A 24412-nucleotide genomic window follows, 5' to 3' on the forward strand; every position below is an offset into this window, starting at 1 on the left:
GCTCGCGAAAGCGGTGTGTCATTCACGTTGATGTATCTGACACGACGCCTTCGCGAGCAGGCTCGCTCCCACAGGGACTGTGTGGGGGTTAGGGTTTTGGCGGGGCCAGTTTCTGGCCTTGGTCTACGGCCCAGGCCACGACTTTGGCGGTCAGGCGATCACTGGCCTGGCCAAATCCCGCAACCACCGCCGGCACCTGCACATCACTCAGCGGCTGGCGCTCTTCAAAGCGGCGACTGGCGAGAATCCGCTGGTCATAACCGCGCACCAGCAACGCATCGACCCGCACCACAACGCTGGCCTGCGTGCCCTGATACTCGGTCTGAAACGCCTGCAAACTCCCGCCCAATTCCAGATCTGCAGCAAAGTTGCTGTCATCCGTGCTCAGCAACGTCACCCGTCCATCACGCTGAAAGCCGTCGAGCAAGCGATTACGCACCAGCACCGGCGCCGGATCGCTCCAGCGCGAAGCCTTGTAACTGCTGATCACATCGCCCTGCGGAATCACCGCGATGTTCGAGCGGTTCAGCGCTTCGCTGGACTGCAATTTATTCAAGCGTAACGACCAGGTCTGAGCCGCCGCCGAACGGGTCGAGGCGGGCGCCTGTGCGGCTGGCAAGCGATACACATCCGACGGTTCGGACTTGGGCAGGATCGAGCACGCACTGATCAAGGTGAAGCCAACGAGGAGGGCGAGGCGAGTCAGCTTCATGGCGTGAATTCCTTGTTCTTGTCACGGCCCAGCAAATAGCCGCTGGGGTTGGCCTCAAGGCGTTGCGAGATGGCGCGCAGCGAGGTCAGCGTCTCACGCAGTTCGCGGATCGCCGGGGCCAGGCCATTGAGGCCCTGCATGCCGTTGTCGAGGGAGTTTTCGTTTTTGTTGAGCAGGGCGCTGATCGTCGTCGTGCTTTGTTCCAGCGACTTCATCGCCTGCTCGGCGCTACCCAGCGCTTGTTTGCCCTGATCGTTGAGCAAGCCGTTGGCGTTGCGCATCAGCAGCGAAGTTTGCTCAAGCATGCTGCCAGCCTGTTTGCCGACGGTCGCCAGTTGCTGCATCGCCTGTTTGATGTCGCCGCGTTGATCGTTGATCGTCCCAGTAGTTTGCTCAAGGTGGGCGAGGGTTTTGCTGACGCGCTCGACGTTCTCTGGGGAGAACATCTGATTGGCGTTCTGCAGCAGCGAGCTGATGCCGGTCATCAAATCGTTGCTGTCATTGAGCAAGCGCGAGATCGGCGAAGGCGAGGCGACGATCAGCGGCAGCTTACCGTCATGCCCACGCAGTTTCGCGCTCTGCGGCGTGCCACCGCTGAGCTGGATGATCGACGTGCCAGTGATCCCGGCCAGCGCCAGTTTCGCCTGGGTGTCTTCTTTGACCGGGGTGTCACCGGCCAGACGAATTCGCGCCAGCACCCGGCGTGGATCCTGCGGATCGAGGCGCAGGCTGATCACGTCGCCGACCTTGATCCCGCTGTACTGCACCGAACTGCCTTTGGACAAACCGCTGACCGCCTCGTTGAAGACGATTTCGTAATCCTTGAATTCGGTGTCGACGCTGGACTTGGCCAGGAACAGACCGAAGAGCAGGGCGCCTGCCACCACAATCACGGTGAACAGGCCGATCAACACATGATGCGCTCGGGTTTCCATGTCAGACCTCGTTGAGCAATTTGGCGGCGTCCAGCGCCGAGCGGCCGCGCGGGCCGTGGAAGTATTCGTGAATCCAGGCGTCGTCGGTCTCCGAAACGACGTCGATCGGGCCGGCGACCAGCACTTTCTTCTGCGCCAGCACCGCCACGCGATCGGTGATGGTGTAGAGCGTGTCGAGGTCGTGGGTCACCAGAAACACGCTAAGGCCGAGCGCATCGCGCAGGGTCAGGATCAATTGGTCGAATTGCGCCGCGCCAATCGGATCGAGGCCGGCGGTGGGCTCATCGAGAAACAGAATGTCCGGATCCAGCGCCAAGGCCCGGGCCAGAGCGGCGCGTTTGATCATGCCGCCGGACAGCGACGAAGGATATTTATCCGCTGCCGACAATGGCAACCCGGCCAGCGCCAGCTTCACGGCGGCCAAATGTTCGGCGTCGTTACGGCTGAGGCCGGCGTGTTCAATGAGGGGCAGGGCGACGTTCTCGGTCACCGTCAGCGAGGAAAACAGCGCGCCTTTCTGGAACAGCACACCAAAGCGTCGTTCAACCATCGAACGCTCGTGCTCCGACAGACTCGGCAGGTTCTTACCGAACACTTTGACGATACCTTCGCTGGGCCGACGCAAACCGACAATGCTGCGCAACAACACCGATTTGCCGCTGCCGGAACCGCCGACCACGGCGAGGATTTCGCCTTTGTACAAATCCAGATCGAGGTTCTCATGCACGCTCTGGCTGCCGAAGCGATTGCACAGGCCACGGACTTCGATCACCGCCTCCGAGGGCGCGCGGGGTAGACGACTCACCAGCCCATCTCCATGAAGAACAGTGCGGCGACCGCGTCGAGCACGATCACCACGAAAATCGACTGCACCACGGCAGACGTCGTGTGCGCGCCGACCGACTCGGCGCTGCCGCTGACCTTGAAGCCTTCCAGGCAACCAATCGCGGCAATGATGAAGGCGAAGATCGGCGCTTTTACCAAGCCGACCAGAAAGTGCTGCACGCCGATGTCCGACTGCAACAGCGTCAGGAACATCGCCGGCGAGATATCCAGCGACACCGCGCACACCACGCCGCCGCCAATGATCCCGCAGAGCATCGCCAGAAAGGTCAGCATCGGCAGCGCCACCAGCATCGCCAGCACGCGCGGCACCACCAGCAGCTCCATCGGGTCGAGGCCGAGAGTGCGGATCGCGTCGATTTCCTCGTTGGCCTTCATCGAGCCGATCTGCGCGGTGAAGGCACTGGCGGTGCGCCCGGCCATGAGGATCGCGGTGAGCAGCACGCCGAATTCACGCAGGAACGAGAAACCGACCAGATCCACGGTAAAAATCGTCGCGCCGAAACTGGCCAGCACCGTCGCGCCGAGGAACGCCACCACCGCGCCGACCAGAAAGGTCAGCAACGCCACGATCGGTGCGGCGTCGAGGCCGGTCTGTTCGATGTGCGCAATCATTGGCGTGATGCGCCAGCGCTTGGGCCGGAACAGGTTGCGAGCGATGGTTTCCAGAATCAGGCCGACGAAGCCGAGCAGTTGCAGGGTGTCCTGCCAGACCGTATCGACCGCACGACCAATGCGCGTGAGCAATTGCACGCTGACGCTGATTTCCGCTTCCTTGATCGGCACGCAGAAATCAGTCATCGAGCGATACACGGTTTGCAGCAGCGCGCGATCAGCGGTGGAAATCGTGCAATCAGGGTGCTCGGCAGATTTACCGAGGCGCTCGGAGCCGAGCAGTTCGACCAGCAGCGAAGCGCCAGCGGTATCGAGGGCGCCGAGGCTGTTGAGGTCAATCGGGGTGTTGGCGTCGTACTGGCCGTGGAGCTTTTCGCTGAGGGTCTTGAGCTCGGCGTAATGGGCAAGCGTCCAGTCCCCGGTCACGCGCAGGCGGGCAGGGCTGATCGACGTGTCCAGTTGGGCATTGCCGCTGATCGAACTGCTGGTCATAAGCTCCGTGCTTTTCGGCTGATTACGCTGGGATAGGTAATAGCACGAACCGGACTACTTTTCTTTGATCGCTGTGCTGTCGGTGATTTCGAAGCGCAGCACGCCGATCACCTGGCCATCTTCGGTCAACACCCGCACCTGCCATTTGCCCGCCGGGTTACCGGGGAAATTCTGCTTGTGCGTCCACGCCCGGTAGCCTTCCTTGCGCCCGCCATGGATGTCGAGCGGGATGCGATCGACCTCTTTGCCGTTGAACTGCCAGACGTGATAAATCCGCTCATCGAGCCCGCGTGGCGCGTTGATCGCGGTGTAGGCGTAGAGGCCATCGCCACGAATCTGCTCGGCGCTGACCGTGTCGAGGCTGGCGCCGGGGGTGCGATCCTGCAGTTGCGTGCTGATCGCCACGTCGGTCATCCACAGCGTCGCCGGCGGCACCCACGAACGCAGCACCCAACCGACGCCACCGATGCCGACGGTGATGCACAGAATCGCCAGCGCGTTACGCACCGTGCGGATCGGGAAGATCGACGCCAGACTCGGGAACGACAACAGCACGGCAATGCCCAGCGCCCACTTGAAACTCTGCGAGGTGGTCAGGTGCATGATCACCGGCAACGCGGTGAGCAGGGCGGCGAACAGGGTCAGGGTGTGCAACGCGAGGAACGCCCAGCGCCGTGGCGCCAGCCATTTGTAGTAGAGCGGATCGACGATCGAGATCAGTGCCGCGACGCTGAGCAGTCCGGTGAAAACCAACTGACCGCTGTTCCACGTCGTGGTGATGAAGAAGAACGGCAGAACGAAAAACAGGCTTTCCTGATGGATCATTTGCGTTGCGTAACGCAGCAACGGCTGGGGAATTTCGCGTTTGAAGATGCGGGTGAACAGGCCGGTGAGGGTGTTTTCCAGCATCAGCCAGATCCAGCTGAGCAGCATGATCACCGTGATCCAGCTCGCCAGCCCTTGCTGACGATCGACCATGATGAAACTGCCGACCCCGGAGATAAAACCACCGAGCGCAATGACCCCGGGATAGCGCTTCATCAGTTCGAGAATGCGCTGGATCAGGAGCTGTATTTTCGGCATGTCGGGGTTCACAACGCTGTAGGAAAAATCCCGGAAAGGTTACCGCCGCCTAGCCCCTGTGGCGAGGGGATTTATCCCCGATCGGCGGCGCAGCCGTCGCAAACCCGGCGAATGCGGTTTGCCTGAATGAATGGGGTTGCAGGGTTTGGGGCTGCTTCGCAGCCCATCGGGGATAAATCCCCTCGCCACAAGGACCTCACCATCACAACATGGGGTTCCATGTAGGAGCTGCCGAAGGCTGCGATCTTTTGATCTTCAACCCCGCTTACGATGCAAACGCCAGCCGATCAGAATCAGCATCAACACACCGATTCCACCCGCACTCAACCACAACACCTGATCATCACTGATCAACGGCTTTTCAATCCGCAAATATCCCGGCTGCAGCAGCAACTCGCGCATGGCCTTGTTCGCCGCCTCCAGCGTCACCCCTTGCAGCTCGCGCGCCGGGTTGGCGAAGCGGCCGTCCTCGTAGTCGCTCAGGGCACTCCAGTAATAATCCGCCATCGCGCTATTACCTTGCACCGCCCACGCCTGATGGGCGATGGATGCCTGTTTGATCCGCGCAAAGGTCGCCGGGTCGAGACCGTTTTTCAGCAGGTCGGCCTTGAGGTCTTCGAGCACCTGGATGGCTTCGTCGACGTCATCGCGATCCAGATCAGCGTTCAGGCTCATGAAGCCGACACCACCAAACACTTCGCGCTCAGCCCACGGCCCGTACGACAAACCGTGGTTGAGGCGGATCTGCCGGTACAGCGCCCAGTCCAGATAATCCTTGAGGATGTCGAAGGTCTCATCGTACTGATCGTCAATCACCGGCTCCGGCACCAGCCAGTGCAGCTTGGCGCTGTCGCCGATGAAGCCACGGGTGAGGGTGCGTTCATGGGCGGCGCTGGTGCGGATGTCCGGCAGCGGTCGATGCTCGCTCGGTTCAACCGCTTCGAGCGCGCCCCAGGCGCGCTCGAGATAGGCCGGCAGCAGTTTGTCGAGTTCACCGACGACGATCAGGGTCATGTTGTTTGGCGCGTACCAGGCCTTGCGCACCTTCTCCAGCTGCTCTTGGGTCAGGTGGCCGACCTCGGCGCGTTGCGGGCATTTCAGGCCCAGTTCGACGGCGAGCTGATTGCTCGCGGTGTGGCCGAGATCCTGGCGGTCGAGGAAGCGTTGCAGACGCGTGTAATGGCCGCCGTCCTCGCGCTCGACCACGCGTTTGGCGGCGTTGATCGCGTTTTCGTCGATGCGTGTTTGCGTGAGCAGATCGAGCAATAGGTCGAGCACCTTGCGCTGGTTCTTCGCCGGGGCTTCGATAACGAACGTGGTGTCGGCGTTGCTGGTAAAAGCGTTCCAGTCACCGCCCAGTGCCTGCATGCGTTCCTCTAAACCACCTTCGCCGGTGGCGTCGATGCCGCTGAACAGCAGATGCTCGAGCAGGTGCGGCAGCTCTTTGTCGTCGCAATCGAAATCGTCGAGGCCAACGCCGACCACCAGGCGGATCGCCACATGTCCGCGTTCAGTGCCGGGCTTGAGCAGCAACTGCAAACCGTTGGGCAGCGCATAGCCCTCGACCTGAAAGCGATCCAGGGCGAAGACGGGCAGGGAACCGAGCAACAGACAGGCGAACAACAGGCAACGCATAACAGGCTTCCATACGGCTGATTTGGAGATCCGTGTCGTCAGTCAGGGCCCCATCGCGAGCAGGCTCACTCCTACATTTGGAATGCGTCCCCCTGTAGGAGTGAGCCTGCTCGCGATAGCGGCCTGAAGGCTGAATCAATGTTACTGACTAACCCGAGCCCCAGACGTTCAAGGCGAATGCGTGATGTCGGCAATATCATCCGACGCCAGCGCCCCGGTGTCCGCCGTTTCTAGCACCACATACGCACTGCCGCAAAACAGCGAATTCAAACGCTTCATGTCAGCAATCAACTCCAGGTGCAGCGAACTGGTCTCAATACTCTGCACGATCTTGCGTTGCAAACGGCTGACATGCGCGTGAGCCAAACGCCGTTCCTGCGCGCGGAAGCGGCGTTTCTCACGCAGCAATTGCCGGGCGCTTTCGCGATCACCGCTGAGGAATACCGACAGCCCCAAACGCAGGTTGGAGATCAATTGCTGCTGCAGCCCGGCCAGATCTTCCAGGCCTTCTTCGGAGAACGAGCGGCGCTGCGAGGTTTTCTGCTGCTGGATCTTGCGCAGCATGCGTTCGATCAGGTCGCTGGCGAGTTTCAGGTTGATCGCCAGTTCGATGATCTCGGCCCAGCGTCGACTGTCTTGCTCGCCGAGGTCTTCGCGCGGCATCTGCGCCAGATACAACTTGATCGCGCTGTACAGCGATTCGATGTCGTCGGTCTGCCGGCGGATTTCCTGAGTGACGGCGGTTTGCTTGCCGCGCAGCACATCGAGGGTGGCGTCGAGCATGTTTTCCAGCAGATCACCCATGCGCAGGGTTTCCCGCGCGGCGTTGGCCAGCGCCAGACTCGGTGTGACCAGCGCGGTGGCGTCGAGGTGACGCGGTTTGGCGGTGCCGTTGAGCTCCGGCCGCTCCGGCAGCAGCCAGGCGCAGAGTCGCGCCATCGGGCCGACGCTCGGCAACAGAATCAGACAGCGCGCAGTGTTGTAGAGCAGGTGGAAGCCGATGACCATTTCCTGCGGGCTGAAATCGAGGCTGTCGATCCAGTGCACCAGCGGGTCGAGCACCGGGATGATCAGCAGCAGGCCGATCAGTTTGTACAACAGACTGCCCAGCGCCACTTGCCGGCCAGCGGCGTTCTGCATGCTGGTGCTCATGAACGCCAGCACGCCGCTGCCGATGTTGGCGCCGATCACCAGACCGATCGCCACCGGCAGGCTGATCACACTGGCGCCCGCGAGGGTCGCGGTGAGCAGCACAGCGGCGAGGCTGGAGTAGGAAATCATCGCGAACAGCGCGCCGACCAAGGCGTCGAGAAGGATATCGCCGGTCAGCGAGGCGAAAATCACCTTCACGCCCTGAGCGTGGGTGATGGGCGCGGCGGCCTCGACGATCAATTGCAGCGCGAGAATGATCAGGCCGAGACCGATCGACACCCGGCCCATTTGCCCGAGCCGCGTCTGTTTGCGCGACAGAAAGAAAATCACCCCGAGAAAAATCAGCAGCGGCGACAGCCACGACAGGTCGAACGTCAGCACCCGCGCCATTAGCGCGGTACCGACGTCGGCACCGAGCATGGTCGCCAGCGCCGGGGTCAGCGCCATCAGGCCCTGACCGACAAAGGAGGTGACGAGCATGGCGGTGGCGTTGCTGCTCTGCACCATGGCGGTCACGAGGATGCCGGCCACGAACGCGAGCCAGCGCTTGGACATGTTCTGGCCAATCACATGGCGCAGATTGGTGCCGTACACCCGCAGGATGCCGGTTCGAACGATGTGCGTGCCCCAGATCAGCAGGGCGACGGCGGAAAGCAGATTGAGCAGGGTGAGCATGCAGACCCCCTGTAATAGCAGTGCCCCAAAGGAGCAAGTTGACGGTACCGCGCGGTTTCTACGTTTTTGATACTTAAGCTGTAGTTGGCTAACGGACTGGGCGCCAGCATTGCACAGCTAAAGTGTTGATTGAAACAAAAGTGTCATGAAAAGCGCTTCATGCACCCACCCGAATCCACCACAAAACCTTGTAGGAGCATGGCTTGCCAGCGAAGGCGTCTATTCAGCCAACATTGATATTGCTGACACTCCGCTTTCGCTGGCAAGCCATGCTCCTACAGGGGTTGCGGTGTCTGGATATCGCCCAAAACAAATGTGGGAGCGAGCCTGCTCGCGAATGCGGTGGGTCAGCCAACATTGCTGTCGGCTGACACTACGCCTTCGCGAGCAAGCCCGCTCCCACAGGGGTGTTGCGTTTTACTGGCCCGGGATGTCCTTGCGCAGTTTCACCGGATCTTGCTGCTTTTTCTTGCGGGCAATCGCGCCGCGCAGCTTGATGTTGATCGCCTCAACCGCCAGCGAGAAGCCCATCGCGAAGTAGACGTAGCCTTTCGGTACATGCACGTCGAACGACTCTGCAATCAGCACGGTACCGACCACCAGCAGGAACGACAGCGCCAGCATTTTCAGCGACGGGTGCTTGTCGATGAATTCGCTGATCTTGCCCGACGCCAGCATCATCACCAGCACCGCCACAACAATCGCCGCGACCATCACCGGCACGTGAGAAACCATACCGACAGCAGTGATCACCGAATCCAGCGAGAAGACGATGTCGATAATCGCAATCTGAATGATGGTGTAGAGGAAGTTACCGCCCCTGCCGCCGGGGGTGTCGTCGCTTTCGTCTTCACCTTCCAGCGCGTGATACATCTCCTGCGAGCTCTTCCACAGCAGGAACAGACCACCAAAGAACAGGATCAGGTCGCGACCGGAAATGCCCTGGCCGAACACTTCGAACAGGTCGGCGGTGAGGCGCATGACCCAAGTGATCGACAGCAGCAACAGGATCCGCGTGATCATGGCCAGGCCAAGACCGAAGATCCGGGTGCGCTGCTGCATGTGCTTGGGCATGCGGCTGACCAGGATCGAAATCATGATGATGTTATCGATGCCGAGGACGATTTCCAGGGCGGTCAGGGTGAAGAAGGCAACCCAGATTTCGGGGTTGGTCAGCCATTCCATGTGTATTCCTTTGAGCGTGTGTTAAACCAAGACGCCAGCAAGCAGCTGGCGTGTTGGTGAGTTGATGCCGTTACAAAGTGCTGAACAGCGGGAAAGTCCCCAACAGCAATGCCGCCACAAGTATGCACATGCAGACCAGCACTGCCCACTTCAGGGTGAAACGTTGATGGTCACCGAACTCGATACCGGCCAAAGCCACTAGCAGGTAAGTCGACGGCACCAGCGGACTGAGCAAGTGGACGGGCTGACCGACGATCGAGGCACGTGCCATTTCCACCGCGGTGATGCCGTAATGGCTGGCCGCTTCGGACAACACCGGCAACACACCGTAGTAGAACGCGTCGTTCGACATGAAGAACGTGAACGGCATGCTCACCAGCGCCGTGATCACCGCCAGGTACGGGCCGAGGAAATCCGGAATCACTGCCAACAGGCTTTTCGACATGGCGTCGACCATGCCGGTTCCGGAGAGGATACCGGTGAAGATACCCGCAGCGAAAATCAGACTGACCACCGACAGCACGCTACCGGCGTGGGCCGCGACACGATCCTTCTGCATTTGCAGGCAAGGGTAGTTGACGATCATCGCGATACTGAATGCCACCATAAACAGCACCGGCAGCGGCAACAGGCCGGCGATCAGGGTGCACATCAGCACCAGAGTCAGCAGACCGTTGAACCAGATCAGCTTCGGACGACGGGCATCGGGGAACTGCGAGACGCTGATTTCGCTGTGATCCATTTCATCGCCGATCAGGTGCAACTCACCGAGGCGCGCACGCTCACGTTTACCGTAGAAGTAGGCAATGATCAGGATGGCCACCACACCGGCGGCCATGGCCGGGATCATCGGCACGAAAATGTCCGAAGGATCGACATGCAATGCACTCGCCGCACGGGCGGTCGGGCCGCCCCACGGCGTCATGTTCATCACGCCACCGGCAAGAATGATCAGACCGGCCATGATCCGCGGGCTCATGCCGATGCGGCTGTACAGCGGCAGCATGGCGGCCACGCAGATCATGTAAGTGGTCGCGCCGTCACCATCGAGGGAAACCACGAGCGCCAGCACGGCGGTGCCGACCGAGACTTTCAGCGGGTCGCCCTTGACCAGTTTGAGGATCTTGCGCACGGCCGGGTCGAACAGGCCGGAGTCGATCATCAGGGCGAAATACAGAATGGCGAACATCAGCATCACGCCAGTCGGCGCCAGCTTGGTGATGCCTTCGAGCATCATCGGGCCGATCTTCGGTGCAAAACCACCGAACAGAGCGAACAGAATCGGGATCACGATCAGAGCGATCAGCGCGGACAAGCGCTTGGTCATGATCAGGAACATGAACGTGATGACCATGGCGAAGCCAAGGAAAGTCAGCATGGGAATACTCCAGGCGTAGCGCGGCTAGTGAGGTGAGCGGATCGGCGAGGGATCAGCGCAGAACGAGAAGCACGAGACGTACGGGCGGAGTTACAGCGAGGAGGCGGGCTACAGAGGACATCAGAATCACCATTGTTGTTGTTAATTGGGCCGCGCGAGCGAGACATCACACGCATTGGCCAACCGGTCTGTTGCCGGAAGTGGAGGCGATCCTAATCGCGGAAGCTTTCAGCTACCTTTCGCTGGTGAAAGCTTTGAATGAACGGTCGACCGGCCGTCGGATGCGAACTTGAGTCAATAAACCCGGGAGGAGGGCGTTCAACATGAGCCAATTGCACAGCGGCGGCTGCCATTGCGGAAACATTCGTTATCAGTTCAGCGGGCCGTTGCATGACATCGCCCACTGCCATTGTTCGATCTGCCGCAAGGTCAGCGGCGGGATTGTCACGACATGGATCAGCGTGCCGGCGGCGAATTTCCAATGGCTGGCCGGGACGCCGTCGCGGTATGACTCATCGCCAAGTTGCGCGCGATACTTCTGCCCGACCTGTGGCGCGCAACTGGCGTTGGTCACATTGCTCAGCCCCGAGAGCATCGACGTGACCATCGCCACGCTGGATCAGCCGAAGCTGGCGCCGGCCGAGCGGCATATCTGGACGGACAGCCAATTGCCGTGGCTGCATCTGGACGAACATCTACCGGGTGAAGCCGAAGAAACGCTTTGATTAAAAAATAGACAGATCCAGCGGCCGGATCGCGCCCATCCAGATCGCGTGCTCCGTGTGGTCGAGCAAGTCATTCCCCGTGTCCGGGTGCAGAAACACCACCAGGCCTTTGCGGTTCAGCGCCAGCCACGGCAGCACATCGGCAATCAGCTCGGGGCCGAAGGCCAGTTGGCAGCTCCAGTCCGGGTGCGGGCCGACCGGGCGTTCGTGGACGCGGCCCATTTTCAACGGAAACAACTGCGCGGCCTGCTCGCACAATGTCCGCGCTTGCTCAATGGTGCTGGCGTCGAAATAGACGTGGGCGTGATAACCCTTGATCGCTTGCATCTGAAAGCCTCTGAATCGGTTCGAACCCTCGGCGTTACCCGTATGTCACACGCCATACAAGGGATAACAAAAGGGATCAGCCATGAAAAATGCCGAAACCCCGGCGGTAAAAGTGGTGCTCTATGGTGCCATGAGTAGCCTGGGCGGTGCGTTGATGGCTGAGTTGCTGCGTCGCCAGCACGAAGTCATCGCCATTCTCGACGACCTCACCGCGCTTGCGCCGCGTCCGGGTCTACGTACGAAAAGCGGTGATCTGTTCGATTCCGAGCGGGTTAATCAAAGCGTGGCAGGCAGTTCGGCGGTCATCTGTTTATTGGATGCGCCGGGGTTGCCGTTCAGTAGCGACCACGTTGAAAGGTCGGTGGTGCTCGGGCCTGTGGAGCAGGTACTAGCCGTAGATGCTTTGGTCGATGGCCTGCAAGCGGCGAATGTTTCGCGACTGTTTTTGGTAGGAGAGTTTTCGGTGCTCGACGAACCGGAGCTGGACGATCGCCTGCAACGCCACGCCGCCGAGGAAATCCGTGAAGCGCTGCAAAGCAGCCCGCTGCAGTGGACGCTGGTCAATGCGCCGCATGGCGTGGCCGGGCTGACGATTGAGCATTTCAGTCAGGTTGGCGGCAATCTGGAACCGGGATTGGCGGAGCCCCTGGAAAGACTGAATCGCGTGGCGGTGGGCATTGCTGATGAGCTGCGGCTGAATTTTCATGTGGGTCAGCATGTAAATTTTGTGGCGGCTTCAGACTCGTAAAAGATCGCAGCCTTCGGCAGCTCCTACAGTAGTTGACCGCGTTCCAAATGTAGGAGCTGCCGAAGGCTGCGATCTTTTGATCTTCAAACCGCAATCGAAGGCAGCGCCAACCCGTTAAGGGATTCGGCGCTGCTCGCCTGCTCCTCCATCAACCAATCCACAAACTGCTGAATCAACGCCCCACGCCGTTTGCGCTGCGGCAAAACCACGTAATACCCCAACCGCGACAGCGTCGTTTCAGCAATTGGCCGACACAACAAACCCTGACTCAGCAAGTTATCCACAAGGTGCCGCCAGCCAATCGCCACGCCTTGCCCGCCAATCGCCGCTTGAATCAACAGCGTGTAATTGTCGAACCGCAACTGCCCCGGCGCTGGCGGCGTGCTGATGCCTAACTCGCGAAACAGGCCACTCCAGTCAAACCAGTTGCTGCTGTTTTCGCCACGCAAGTGCAACAAAGGCAACTCAAGCAACGCCTGAGCGGGCAAGGGCAGGGCGCGCTCCTTGAGCAATTGCGGGCTGCACACCGGGAACACTTCTTCGCTGAACAACCAATGGCTTTCGCCCTGCTTGAAGCGCCCGTCGCCAAACAGGATCGCCACGTCGATGTCGGTGCGCAGCATGTTGTGGTTGCGTTCGCTGGTGACCAGGCTGACGTCGACGTGGGGATTGGCCTCATGGAAGCGGTGCAGACGCGGCATCAGCCAGTACGCGGCGAAGGCGAAGTCGGTGGCAACTTGCAGTACCTCATGTTGCTGCTGTGCGCTGATCGCGCTCAACCCGGCGTCGATATTCTGCAAACCCAGGCTAACTTGCTCGAAAAGGATTGCACCGACTTCGGTTAACTCGATGCCTCGGTAAATGCGATCAAACAGCCGCGTGCCGAGCTGTTCCTCCAGCCGTTTGATCTGCTGGCTGATTGCCGGTTGCGTGGTGCCCAGTTCGACCGCTGCCGCAGTAAAACTGCGATGACGAGCGGCGGCTTCGAAGGCGCGTAGCAGGTCGAGCGACAGATCGCCCAAGGCTTCATACATAAGCTGTGCTTATCCTAGTCATTGCCCGGCGCGGGCTTTACCCGACAGAGCATGGACTCCATGCTCGATCGCAGCAATGTCGCATAAATATTCACTATGGAATGCCGCGATCACATGAAGCGCAAGAATATTCTTTTCATCATGGCCGATCAGATGGCCGCGCCAATGTTGCCGCTCTACGGCCCGTCGCCAATCAAACTGCCGAATCTTTCCCGCCTCGCCGAACAAGGCGTGGTATTCGATGCCGCGTACTGCAACAGCCCGTTGTGCGCGCCGTCGCGTTTTACTTTGGTCAGCGGCCAGTTGCCGAGCAAGATCGGCGCCTACGACAACGCTGCCGATTTCCCTGCTGATGTGCCGACTTACGCCCACTACTTGCGCCGTCTCGGCTACCGCACGGCGCTGTCGGGCAAGATGCATTTCTGCGGCCCGGATCAGTTGCACGGTTATGAAGAGCGTCTGACCAGCGACATCTACCCGGCCGATTACGGTTGGTCAGTGAACTGGGATGAGCCGGACGTGCGGCCGACCTGGTATCACAACATGTCCTCGGTGTTGCAGGCCGGGCCGTGCGTGCGCACCAATCAGCTCGATTTCGACGAAGAGGTGGTGTTCAAGGCGCAGCAATACCTGTTCGATCACATCCGCGAAGATGGCGATCAGCCGTTCTGCCTGACTGTTTCAATGACTCACCCACACGACCCGTACACAATTCCCAAAGCGTTCTGGGATTTGTACGACGATGCCGATATCCCTTTGCCTACAACCCCGGGTCAACACGAGCTCGATCCGCACTCGCAGCGCCTGCTCAAGGTTTATGACCTGTGGGATAAACCGCTGCCTGCGGATAAGATTCGTGACGCGCGTCGGGCGTACTTCGGGGCGTGCAGTTATATCGACGCCAACGTCGGCAAACTTCTGCAAACCCTCGAGGAAACCGGACTGATCGACGACACGATCATTGTGTTCTCCGGCGACCACGGCGACATGCTCGGCGAGAAAGGCCTCTGGTACAAAATGCACTGGTACGAAATGGCCGCCCGCGTGCCGCTGTTGATCAGTGCGCCGGGCCAATTCGCTTCGGGCCGGGTCAGCGCTGCCGTGTCGACTGCCGATTTGCTGCCAACCTTCGTTGAACTGGCCGGCGGCACCCTGGAGCCGGGCTTGCCACTGGATGGCCGCTCGCTGGTCTCGCATCTGCAAGGGCAGGGCGGTCACGACGAAGTGTTCGGCGAATACATGGCCGAAGGCACCGTCAGCCCGTTGATGATGATCCGTCGCGGCGCCTACAAATTTATCTACAGTGAAAGCGACCCTTGCCTACTCTTCGACGTAAGCAACGACCCGCGCGAACTGGAAGAACTCAGTCAATCGCCGCAACATCGCCAGCTGTTCGACGATTTTCTCGCCGAAGCGCGGGCCAAATGGGACATTCCAGCGATTCACCAAGAGGTGCTCGCCAGCCAGCGCCGCCGCCGTTTTGTCGCCGACGCACTAACGATCGGCAAGCTGAAGAGTTGGGATCACCAGCCGCTGGTTGACGCCAGTCAGCAGTACATGCGCAACCACATCGACCTCGATGATCTGGAACGCAAAGCACGTTATCCACAACCCTGCCAAAACCAATAATGTTAAGGGGAAGTCCATGCGTAAGTTATCCACAGTAGTGACGGTTGGCCTGCTCGCACTGAGCAGCGCCTCGGCGTTCGCCGAGCAGAGTTGCGACACGGTGAAAATGGCCGACCCGGGCTGGAGCGACATCGCCGCGACCAATGCGATCACCGGGTTTCTGCTGGACGGCATGGGCTACAAGGCCAAGGTCGACACCCTCGCGGTGCCTATCACCTTTGGCGGTTTGAAGGATGGCCAGGTGGATGTGTTTCTCGGTAATTGGATGCCGGCGCAGCAGGGCTTCTACGACAAGTTCGTCGCTACCGGTGACGTCACGCAATTGGCGAAAAACCTCGACGGCACCGAATTCACCCTCGCCGTGCCGGACTACGTGTGGGACGCGGGTGTGCATAACTTTGCCGATCTGAATAAGTATGCCGACAAGTTTGATCGCAAGATTTACGGCATCGGCTCGGGTGCGCCGGCGAACATCTCGTTGCAGGAAATCATCAAGAAGAACGACTTCGACATGGGGCAGTGGAAGCTGATCGAGTCCAGCGAACAGGCGATGCTGGCCGAAGTGTCGCGGGCGGTGAAGAAACAGAAATTCGTCACCTTCCTTGGCTGGACGCCGCACCCGATGAACGTGCAGTTGAAGATGCATTACCTGAAAGGAGGCGAGAAGTACTTTGGCGACACCGGCAGCGTGTTTACGTTGACGCGTAAGGGTTATGCCGAGGCGTGTCCGAATGTGGGTAAATTGCTGACCAATCTGTCGTTCACTCAGGAGATGGAGAACAGCATCATGGCTGAGGTGGTGAACAAGAAGGTCACTAATGCCGCGGCGGCGAAGGCGTGGATCAAGGCGAATCCGGCGGTGTTGGACAAGTGGCTGGACGGGGTGAAGACGGTAGACGGGAAGGATGCGTTGGCGGCGGTTAAGGCGAAGCTTTGATTGTGGGGTGATCGTTCCCACGCTCCGCGTGGGAATGCAGCCCGGGACGCTCCGCGTCCCATTCAAAGCCGAACGCGGAGCGTCCGTTGAGGCATTCCCACGCAGAGCGTGGGAACGATCAGCGTAACGGGCTGATACCCTAGCTAAAAATTTCAACCGCGAGGATCCATGGCCTTCCCCAGCCGCCACTCTCTCTTCCCCTTCCTCACCTGGCTCCCGCGGCAATCCCGCGCCAGCGTAGGACGGGATCTGATCGTCGGCCTCAGCGGCGCAATTCTCGCGTTACCCCAGTCGATTGCCTACGCACTGATTGCCGGTCTCCCACCCGAATACGGTCTCTACGCTGCGATCATTCCGGTGTTGATCGCCTGCCTGTGGGGCTCATCGTGGCACCTGATCTGCGGACCGACCGCCGCTATTTCCATCGTGCTGTTCGCCAGCGTCAGCCCTTTGGCCGTGCCGGCGTCGCAGGACTACATCACCCTCATTCTTCTACTGACCTTCCTCGCCGGAATTTTCCAGTGGCTGCTCGGCCTGCTGCGCTTCGGCGCGCTGGTGAATTTCGTCTCGCATTCGGTGGTGCTCGGCTTCACCCTCGGTGCGGCGGTGGTGATCGCCATTGGCCAATTGCCGAACCTGTTGGGGCTGGAGTTACCGGCGAAAGCCACGGCATTGGCGAGTCTGATGGATCTGCTGCAACACCTCAGGGCTGTGGATAAACCTTCACTCGTTCTCGGCGTGGCCACAGTGGTGGTCGGCGTGGTGCTCAAACAACTGCTGCCGCGCTGGCCGACGCTGTTGATCACGCTGGTGCTGGCCAGCCTGCTGGTGTGGTTGTGGCCGGCGATGTTTGGCCATGTGCATCTGGTCAGCGCCTTCGTCGGGCGATTGCCGCCGTTCAGTGCGTTGCCACTGGATCTGGATTTGATCCTGCGCTTGCTGCCGAGCGCCGTGGCGGTGGGCATGCTCGGGCTGGTCACCAGCCTGTCGATTGCCCGCTCGATTTCCGCACGGTCGCAGCAGTTGCTCGACGCCAATCAGGAAGTCCGCGCGCAGGGTCTATCGAATATTGTCGGGGCGTTTTTTTCCGGGTCGTTGTCGGCCGGATCGTTTACCCGCTCGGGATTGAGTTATGAGGCCGGCGCCTGTTCGCCACTGGCCGGGGTATTTTCGGCGATCTGGGTGGCGCTGTTTGCGATTTTCGGTGCGAGGCTGATTTCACACATTCCGATTCCCGCCATGGCCGGCAGCATTCTGTTGATTGCCTGGGGACTGGTCGATCATCGCGGCATCCGCGCATTGCTGCGGGTCAGCCGTGCCGAGTTCGTGGTCATGGCGCTGACCTGCCTCGCGACATTGTTACTGGAATTGCAGACGGCGATTTATGCCGGGGTGCTGGCGTCGCTGTTCTTCTATCTCAAGCGCACCTCGCAGCCGCGCGTGCAGCATTGGCGCGACGGTGAGGATGATGTGCTGCGGGTCGGCGGCTCGATCTTTTTCGGCGCCAGCCATTACCTGCAAGTGCGCTTGCAGCGGATGCACGGCGCGCGGGTGGTGATCGAGGCGCAGCAGATCAACTTCATCGATTATTCGGGGGTGGAGATGCTGCATCAGGAGGCGCGGCGCTTGTTGAGCCAGAATCGTAGTTTGACCTTGCGCCGGGCGCGGCCGCAGGTGGTAGAAGAGTTACGCAAGCTGGAAGGGCCGGAGAAATGTCCGATCCGGTTTGAGGATTGATTTCGAGATCAGCACATACCTTGTGGGAGCGAGCCTGCTCGCGAAGACTGCGGCACATCCAACATTAATGTGTCAGACAGACCGCTTTCGCGAGCAGGCTCACTCCTACAAGGATTATTGCGCTAGTTGGCGGCGTAGCTCGGCCAATACTGGCGCCGTATCGGGCCGCACACCCCGCCACAAAAAGAACGCCTCGGCGGCCTGCTCGGCCAGCATCCCCAACCCATCCATCGACACCGCCGCGCCATGCTCGCTGGCCCAGCGGCAGAACGCCGTCGGTTCCTTGCCGTACATCATGTCGTAGCACAGGGTTTTGCCCGGTTCGATCAGGCTCGGCGCAATCGGCGGTACATCACCGGTCAGGCTCGCTGACGTCGCATTGATGATCACGTCCACCGGCTCACGCAACCAGTCAAACCCGCTCGCCGACACAGGCCCCAGATCGCAGAACAACTCGGCCAGCAACTCAGCCTTGTCCACCGTGCGATTGGCGATGATCACCGAGGCCGGTTTCTCCGCCAACAACGGTTCGAGCGCCCCGCGCACCGCGCCGCCAGCGCCGAGTAACAGGATGCGTTTGCCGGTCAGGCTGAACCCGGCATTCACCGTCAGATCCCGCACCAGCCCGGCGCCGTCGGTGTTGTCGCCGAGCAATGAACCGTCGGCGAGTTTGCTCAAGGTGTTCACCGCGCCAGCACGTTCTGCTCGGGCGGTCAGGCTGTTGGCCAGACGATAGGCGTCTTCCTTGAACGGCACGGTCACATTGGCGCCGCGACCTTGTTCGAAAAAGGCTTTAGCAAAGCCGGAAAAATCGTCGAGCGGCGCCAGCAGGGTGCTGTAGTCGAGGCTCTGACCGGTCTGCTCAGCGAACAATTTGTGAATCATCGGCGATTTACTGTGGCCGATCGGGTTACCGAAAACGACGTAACGATCCATCAGAAATCCTCAGGCTTCGGCCAACCAGTCGCGGTCTTGCAGGAAGTACTCGGTCAGACGCGCTTCTTCGCTGCCCGGTTCAGCCTTCCAGTCATAGCCCCAGCGCACTTGCGGCGGCAGCGACATCAGAATCGACTCGGTACGTCCGCCCGATTGCAGGCCGAACAACGTGCCACGGTCATAAACCAGGTTGAACTCGACGTAACGGCCACGGCGGAATTCCTGGAACTCACGCTGCTGCGCAGTAAACACATCATTTTTGCGGCGCTGCACAATCGGCAGATAAGCATCGATGTAGGCGTCGCCGATGGCGCGCATGAAAGCGAAACTGGTGTCGAAGTCCCACTCGTTCAAGTCATCGAAGAACAGCCCGCCGATGCCGCGCGGTTCGTGGCGGTGCTTGATGTGGAAGTAGGTGTCGCACCAGGCCTTGTAGCGCGGATAAACGTCGGTGCCGAATGGCGCGCAGGCTTGCTCGGCGACGCGATGCCAGTGGATGCAGTCTTCTTCGTTGCCGTAATACGGGGTCAGGTCGAAGCCGCCGCCGAACCACCAGACCGGCTCTTCGCCTTCTTTCTCGGCGATGAAAAATCGCACGTTGGCGTGCGACGTTGGCACATGCGGGTTGTGCGGGTGGATCACCAGCGACACGCCGAGGGCCTCGAAACCGCGACCGGCCAATTCCGGGCGATGGGCGCTGGCCGATGGCGGCAGACCGCTGCCAAAGACGTGGGAAAAGTTGACGCCGCCCTTTTCGATCAGCGTGCCGTTCTCGATCACGCGGGTGCGACCGCCACCGCCGGCAGGCCGGGTCCAGGCGTCTTCGACGAAGCGCGTGCCGCCGTCTTCGCTTTCGAGTGCGGCGCAGATGCGGTCTTGCAGGTCGAGCAGATAGGCCTTTACGGCGTCGGTGCGGGTCGTCATGGCTTCACCTTGAATCGGGCGCCGCCCCGCAGGCGGGCGACGCAAATGGGCGCGTAGCATACCACCGCAGAACAGCGCGCCGCAGTTGACGAAGATCAAGCATGGGAGTTGGATAGGGGGCTCACGAAAGACCCAAGGAGAGCAGGCAGATGGCAAAGCGTATCCAGTTCCGCGCCCACGGCGGCCCCGAAGTGCTCGAATTTGTTGATTACGAACCCGCCGCGCCCGGCCCGAATCAAGTGCGCGTGGCGAACAAGGCGATTGGCCTGAATTTCATCGACACCTATTACCGTAGCGGTCTGTATGCGCCGCCAGCCTTGCCATCCGGCCTCGGCGCCGAAGGTGCGGGCTTGGTTGACGCGGTCGGTAGCGGCGTTACCCGTTTCAAGGTCGGCGATCGCGTGGCCTACGGCAGCGGCCCGTTGGGCGCCTACAGTGAGTTGCACGTTTTGCCTGAAGCCAATCTGGTGAAACTGCCGGATGAAATCAGTTTCGAAACCGCCGCCGGCGTGATGCTCAAGGGCCTCACCGTGCAGTACCTGCTGCGCCAGACCTATGAATTGAAGGGTGGCGAAACCATTTTGTTCCACGCCGCTGCCGGTGGTGTCGGTTCGCTGGCCTGCCAATGGGCCAAGGCGCTGGGCGTGAAGTTGATCGGCACCGTCAGCTCGAAAGAGAAGGCTGAGCTGGCAAAGGCCAATGGCGCTTGGGCGACCATCGATTACAGCCACGAAAACGTTGCCGAACGCGTGCTGGCGCTGACCGATGGCAAGAAAGTCCCGGTGGTTTACGACGGTGTGGGCAAGGACACGTGGCTGACGTCGCTGGACAGCGTTGCACCGCGTGGTTTGCTGGTGAGTTTCGGTAATGCGTCGGGCGCGGTGGACGGCGTGAATCTGGGGATTCTTGCGGCGAAGGGTTCGCTGTACGTGACCCGGCCGACGTTGGCGACTTATGCCAATAACGCGGAGAACTTGCAGCGGATGGCGGATGAGCTGTTTGAGATGATCATCAGCGGCAAGATCAAGGTGGATATCAGCCAGCGTTATTCGTTGGCAGAGGCGGCCAAGGCGCAGACTGAGTTGTCGGCGCGACGCACGACAGGGTCGACAATTCTGTTGCCTTGACCGGCCCCTTCGCGAGCAGGCTCGCTCCCACATTTGCAATGCATTTCAACTGTGGGAGCGAGCCTGCTCGCGAATGAGGCGACGCGGTCTTAAGCCGGGCGCACAATGTTACCCGTGGCCAAATCACGAATCAGGCTCGGGTTCTTGCGTCCACCCAATTCCCCGCCCAACACCAGATCAATCTGCCCACGGAAATACTGTTCAACACGCAACCGCGTGCGCGCTGCCGGGCGCCCTTGCGGGTTGGCCGAGGTCGAAATCAACGGCCCGACCATCGAGCACAGATCCCGCACCTGCGGATGATCGCTAACGCGCAGCGCCACCGTGTCGTGCACACCCGTCACCCATTCCGGCAACAAGCCCTGATGCGGCACCAACCAGGTGTTCGGCCCCGGCCAAGTACTGGCCATGCGGTCGAGCCACTCTTGCGGGAAGTCTTCGAACAGGAAGTCGAACTGGCGAATGTTGTCGGCAACCAGAATCAGGCCCTTGTTGACCGAGCGATTCTTGATCGCCAGCAGCCGATCCACCGCTTCTTCATTCCACGGGTCGCAACCCAGGCCCCAGACGGCTTCGGTTGGATAGGCAATCACCGCCCCGGCGCGAATCTCTCGTGCGGCTTGTTGCACACGCCAACTGTTGACCATGAAAAAACTCTCCACAAACAGGTTTCGCGCAGTTTACCGATCTTCCTTGTAAAACCTAGCTCACCCGCGCAAACCAGCGGCCGTTTTCACTCACCGCGCGGCCATCCATTTCCAGTTCGGTCAGCGCTGCCAGCACTTTCGGTAACGCCCAGCCGCTGCTGTCGGCCAGACCTTCGCTGGTATGCGGCGCGGCGTGCAGCAACATCAGCAGTGGATGATCGACTTGCGGCGTGTCTGTGGACAGCGGCAAACGCTGCCAGCCGCGCAGCGCTTCGAGGATGTGCTCGATAGTTTCCACCAGCACCGCGCCATCGCGAATCAACTGGTGACAGCCCCGTGCGCCGGGGTGATGGATCGAGCCGGGAATCGCATAAACCTCGCGCCCCTGTTCCGCCGCCAGCCTTGCCGTGATCAAGGATCCGCTAGCGACACTGGCCTCAACCACCAGCACACCAAGGGACAAACCGCTGATGATCCGATTGCGCCGGGGGAAGTTGCTCGCGGTCGGCCCGGCGTCCAGCGGAAACTCCGAAAGCACCGCGCTACCGGACGCAATCATCGCGTCGCAGAGGCGTCGATTGCGCTGTGGATAAAAGTTTTCCAGCCCGGTGCCGAGCACCCCGACGGTCAGCCCGCCGACATCCAGCGCGGCTTGATGCGCAGCAGCATCAATGCCCAGCGCCAGGCCGCTGGTGATGACAAAACCGGCCCCGGCGAGGCTGCGGGAAAACGCCGCCGCCGTGTCCATTCCCGGACGCGAAGCGCGGCGGCTGCCGACCATCGCCAACTGCGGTTTCTCCAGAATCAGCGGGTCACCGGCGACAAACAGCAGCGGCGGTGGATCCGGAATCTGTGCCAGCAGTGCCGGGTAATCCGGCTGATCCCACATCAGCAAATGATGCTCCGGCCGCTCTAGCCAGCGCATTGCGTGGCTGGCGCCATCGCGCACTTGCGGGCAACGGCGCGCTTCGGCACTCGCCGTCGGCATTCCCAGCGAACGCCAGGCACTCGCGGGCGCGCTGATGGCTTTTGAGGCCGAGCCAAAGGCTTCGAGCAATTTGCTAAAACGCTTCGGGCCGATTTCCGGCAAGCGGTGCAGGCGCAGGCGCGCTTCCAGTTCTGCGGGGGAAACCGGCGCGGAGGCAGACATCATCATGGATCATCCTTGATCGTTATAAGCTCCGAACTATTCGGAACAAGCTGTGGATAACTCTGTTGGTAACTTGTGAAGCAAGCTTACGGATTTCGCACCTTGTCGAGCACCGCCAGCGAGCGCGATGCGTTGAGGACGAGGCCGTAACTGAGTTTGTCGTAGGTGCGGAACACCATCAGCAACCCGGCGCGTTCGTCGGGAATTTTCAGCGGTTGGCCAGTGATGCGGTCGCGCACGGTTTCGCCGGTTTTCATGACCTCCAGCACGTTGCCTTCGACCAATCCGTCGCGTTTGCCCTTGTTCAGGGTGACCACGTCCATCACGCCGATCTGAGTGACGCCGCGTGGCACGTCGATGATCACGCCGTTGATCTGGGTAGCGGGTGCGCTGGGCATGAACGTCGAGTTGATTGAACGCTCTTCGCCGCTGAACAAACGGTCGCCGAGGCGCACTTCCTGCGTGGTGCGTTGCAGGGCGAGGGTGGCAACGTCACCTTCGGTCGCGACGATTTCACCGCCGCCGATGTCGTCGGCGTTGATGCCGAGGAACTCCTTGGTCTGCGGATCGGTGTAGACCTTGCCCTGGCGGAAGATGCCGTAGACCGGTTGATTCGGGTCGAAATGGCCACGCGCGTAGATGCGGTCGCCGGTGCCGCTGAGCACACGCTCGGCATCGCCGGCGACGATATACGGCGCCTTGTCGAAATCTTCGGCCTTGTCGACGATGCGGTTGCTCAGCAGAAAACTGTTGATCGATTTCAGTGGAATGCTCGGAATCGCTTCGGCCACCGGGCTGGTGCGAATCCGTGGCGAGAGTTTAATGGTGCCGCGCGACTCGCCGCGATTGAGCGTCAGACGCGGCTGGCCATTGACGTAGCTGAGCGTCAGCGTGTCGCCGGGATAGATCAGGTTGGGGTTTTCAATTTGCGGATTGGCCCGCCACAACTGCGGCCATTGCCAAGGCTCGCGCAGGTATTTGCCGGAAATGTCCCAGAGTGTGTCACCCGTAACCACCGTGTATTGCTGTGGAAAACCATCCCTGAGTTGCACTTGCCCTTGCGCTACGCCGGCCGAAGCCAGCAACAGCAGGGCGAGTAGTGTTTTCCTCATGCAGTGAATCCCTTTATCATGTGCGTTCGCGTGAACCGTCAGAGCCCCCGTGGCTCGCTTGAGCAAAATGCACAAGCTACGCTTCACAAACGGTAGCCTGCATCTTCGGACCTGCCAGGCCATCGACCCGACTTTACTCAACACGTGCAGCAATCAAAGCCTATGGCCATTTTAGACATCCTCGAATTTCCGGACCCGCGTCTGCGCACTATCGCCAAACCTGTGGCTGTAGTGGACGACGAAGTGCGTCAGTTGGTCGACGACATGTTTGAAACAATGTATGAAGCGCCGGGCATCGGCCTCGCCGCGACCCAGGTCAACGTGCACAAACGTATCGTCGTGATGGACCTTTCCGAAGACCGTACCGAGCCCCGGGTGTTCATCAACCCCGAGTTCGAATCGCTGACCGAAGAAATGGAGCAATACCAGGAAGGCTGCCTCTCGGTACCGGGTTTCTACGAAAACGTCGACCGCCCGCAGAAGGTCAAGATCAAGGCGCTGGACCGCGACGGCAAGCCCTATGAACTGATCGCCGAAGGCCTGCTCGCGGTGTGCATCCAGCACGAATGCGACCACCTCAACGGCAAATTGTTCGTCGATTACCTGTCCACGCTCAAACGCGACCGGATCAAGAAGAAACTGGAAAAGCTCCACCGCCAGAACGCTTGATGCCC

23 protein-coding genes are annotated in these 24412 nt (G+C 60.4%); 7 read left to right on the forward strand and 16 right to left on the reverse strand.

What is annotated here, in order from left to right; genetic code table 11:
• Positions 1 to 88: 88 nt before the first annotated feature.
• The 9 genes from QMX93_RS00005 to QMX93_RS00045 form a co-directional block, all read right to left on the reverse strand.
• Positions 89 to 712 (reverse strand): ABC-type transport auxiliary lipoprotein family protein, encoded by a 624-nt coding sequence (locus QMX93_RS00005; protein ID WP_282351148.1) that lies wholly within the window; start codon positions 710 to 712, stop codon positions 89 to 91.
• Positions 709 to 1647, reverse strand: coding sequence for an MlaD family protein (locus QMX93_RS00010; RefSeq protein WP_282351150.1), 939 nt, complete (start codon positions 1645 to 1647; stop codon positions 709 to 711). The genes QMX93_RS00005 and QMX93_RS00010 overlap by 4 nt, the downstream gene beginning before the upstream one ends.
• 1 nt (position 1648) lies before the next feature.
• The gene (locus tag QMX93_RS00015; RefSeq protein ID WP_053125373.1) at positions 1649 to 2452 is read right to left on the reverse strand and encodes an ABC transporter ATP-binding protein; all 804 of its coding nucleotides are present in this window, start codon (positions 2450 to 2452) and stop codon (positions 1649 to 1651) included.
• Positions 2449 to 3597, reverse strand: coding sequence for an ABC transporter permease (locus tag QMX93_RS00020; protein ID WP_053125372.1), 1149 nt, complete (start codon positions 3595 to 3597; stop codon positions 2449 to 2451). Before QMX93_RS00020 ends, QMX93_RS00015 begins: the two co-directional genes overlap by 4 nt.
• A gap of 54 nt (positions 3598 to 3651) precedes the next feature.
• A complete protein-coding gene (locus QMX93_RS00025; protein WP_053125370.1) occupies positions 3652 to 4680 on the reverse strand; it encodes a DUF5924 family protein in 1029 nt (342 codons plus the stop codon).
• Between the two features lie 255 nt (positions 4681 to 4935).
• Positions 4936 to 6315, reverse strand: coding sequence for an insulinase family protein (locus QMX93_RS00030; protein WP_212550254.1), 1380 nt, complete (start codon positions 6313 to 6315; stop codon positions 4936 to 4938).
• A gap of 168 nt (positions 6316 to 6483) precedes the next feature.
• The gene (locus QMX93_RS00035) at positions 6484 to 8142 is read right to left on the reverse strand and encodes a Na/Pi cotransporter family protein (RefSeq protein ID WP_159813402.1); all 1659 of its coding nucleotides are present in this window, start codon (positions 8140 to 8142) and stop codon (positions 6484 to 6486) included.
• Positions 8143 to 8559: 417 nt separating this feature from the next.
• Positions 8560 to 9327 carry a TerC family protein gene (locus tag QMX93_RS00040; RefSeq protein ID WP_282351185.1) on the reverse strand — a complete coding sequence of 256 codons (768 nt, stop codon included), beginning with the start codon at positions 9325 to 9327 and terminating at the stop codon, positions 8560 to 8562.
• A 70-nt stretch (positions 9328 to 9397) separates the two neighbouring features.
• Complete coding sequence (locus QMX93_RS00045) at positions 9398 to 10705, reverse strand: CitMHS family transporter (protein WP_053125357.1); 1308 nt, start codon at positions 10703 to 10705, stop codon at positions 9398 to 9400.
• 323 nt (positions 10706 to 11028) lie between these two features.
• Between QMX93_RS00045 and QMX93_RS00050 the strand changes: the two genes are divergently transcribed.
• A complete protein-coding gene (locus QMX93_RS00050) occupies positions 11029 to 11430 on the forward strand; it encodes a GFA family protein (protein ID WP_282351190.1) in 402 nt (133 codons plus the stop codon).
• On the opposite strand, the gene QMX93_RS00055 is transcribed toward QMX93_RS00050, so the two are convergent.
• Positions 11431 to 11757, reverse strand: a complete 327-nt coding sequence (locus QMX93_RS00055; protein WP_159813408.1) for a DOPA 4,5-dioxygenase family protein — start codon at positions 11755 to 11757, stop codon at positions 11431 to 11433.
• A gap of 82 nt (positions 11758 to 11839) precedes the next feature.
• On the opposite strand from QMX93_RS00055, the gene QMX93_RS00060 reads away from it, so the two are divergent.
• Entirely contained in the window at positions 11840 to 12505 is a 666-nt protein-coding gene (locus QMX93_RS00060) for an NAD(P)H-binding protein (protein WP_282351194.1), read from the forward strand.
• Positions 12506 to 12588: 83 nt separating this feature from the next.
• Here the strand turns inward: QMX93_RS00060 and QMX93_RS00065 are convergent, their stop codons facing one another.
• Complete coding sequence (locus QMX93_RS00065; RefSeq protein WP_282351196.1) at positions 12589 to 13539, reverse strand: LysR family transcriptional regulator; 951 nt, start codon at positions 13537 to 13539, stop codon at positions 12589 to 12591.
• Positions 13540 to 13653: 114 nt separating this feature from the next.
• Between QMX93_RS00065 and betC the strand changes: the two genes are divergently transcribed.
• The 3 genes from betC to QMX93_RS00080 all read left to right on the forward strand — a co-directional run bounded on the left by betC (position 13654) and on the right by QMX93_RS00080 (position 17842).
• Positions 13654 to 15168, forward strand: a complete 1515-nt coding sequence (gene betC / locus QMX93_RS00070) for a choline-sulfatase (protein ID WP_282351198.1) — start codon at positions 13654 to 13656, stop codon at positions 15166 to 15168.
• Between the two features lie 16 nt (positions 15169 to 15184).
• Entirely contained in the window at positions 15185 to 16105 is a 921-nt protein-coding gene (gene choX / locus QMX93_RS00075; protein ID WP_282351199.1) for a choline ABC transporter substrate-binding protein, read from the forward strand.
• A 168-nt stretch (positions 16106 to 16273) separates the two neighbouring features.
• A complete protein-coding gene (locus tag QMX93_RS00080; RefSeq protein ID WP_282351201.1) occupies positions 16274 to 17842 on the forward strand; it encodes a SulP family inorganic anion transporter in 1569 nt (522 codons plus the stop codon).
• A 114-nt stretch (positions 17843 to 17956) separates the two neighbouring features.
• Here the strand turns inward: QMX93_RS00080 and aroE are convergent, their stop codons facing one another.
• Complete coding sequence (gene aroE / locus QMX93_RS00085) at positions 17957 to 18778, reverse strand: shikimate dehydrogenase (RefSeq protein ID WP_282351204.1); 822 nt, start codon at positions 18776 to 18778, stop codon at positions 17957 to 17959.
• Between the two features lie 9 nt (positions 18779 to 18787).
• A complete protein-coding gene (hemF, locus tag QMX93_RS00090; RefSeq protein ID WP_282351207.1) occupies positions 18788 to 19702 on the reverse strand; it encodes an oxygen-dependent coproporphyrinogen oxidase in 915 nt (304 codons plus the stop codon).
• 149 nt (positions 19703 to 19851) lie between these two features.
• Between hemF and QMX93_RS00095 the strand changes: the two genes are divergently transcribed.
• Positions 19852 to 20829: an NADPH:quinone reductase gene (locus QMX93_RS00095; RefSeq protein ID WP_282351209.1), complete on the forward strand. Its 978-nt coding sequence runs from the start codon at positions 19852 to 19854 to the stop codon at positions 20827 to 20829.
• 89 nt (positions 20830 to 20918) lie between these two features.
• Here QMX93_RS00095 and QMX93_RS00100 read toward each other — a convergent pair whose 3' ends face one another.
• From QMX93_RS00100 to QMX93_RS00110, 3 genes are all read right to left on the reverse strand, one after another.
• The gene (locus QMX93_RS00100; protein ID WP_053125335.1) at positions 20919 to 21476 is read right to left on the reverse strand and encodes an L-threonylcarbamoyladenylate synthase; all 558 of its coding nucleotides are present in this window, start codon (positions 21474 to 21476) and stop codon (positions 20919 to 20921) included.
• A gap of 55 nt (positions 21477 to 21531) precedes the next feature.
• The gene (gene dprA / locus QMX93_RS00105) at positions 21532 to 22632 is read right to left on the reverse strand and encodes a DNA-processing protein DprA (RefSeq protein WP_212545439.1); all 1101 of its coding nucleotides are present in this window, start codon (positions 22630 to 22632) and stop codon (positions 21532 to 21534) included.
• Between the two features lie 80 nt (positions 22633 to 22712).
• Positions 22713 to 23738, reverse strand: a complete 1026-nt coding sequence (locus tag QMX93_RS00110) for a LysM domain-containing protein (RefSeq protein ID WP_053125331.1) — start codon at positions 23736 to 23738, stop codon at positions 22713 to 22715.
• 162 nt (positions 23739 to 23900) lie between these two features.
• Here QMX93_RS00110 and def point away from each other — a divergent pair, with 162 nt between their 5' ends.
• On the forward strand, positions 23901 to 24407 hold the full coding sequence (gene def, locus QMX93_RS00115; protein ID WP_053125329.1) for a peptide deformylase: 507 nt from the start codon (positions 23901 to 23903) through the stop codon (positions 24405 to 24407).
• The last annotated feature ends 5 nt before the right edge of the window (positions 24408 to 24412 follow it).

It is taken from the genome of Pseudomonas sp. PS01303 (assembly GCF_029959385.1).
In the GTDB taxonomy this organism is placed as follows: Bacteria; Pseudomonadota; Gammaproteobacteria; order Pseudomonadales; family Pseudomonadaceae; genus Aquipseudomonas; species Aquipseudomonas rustica.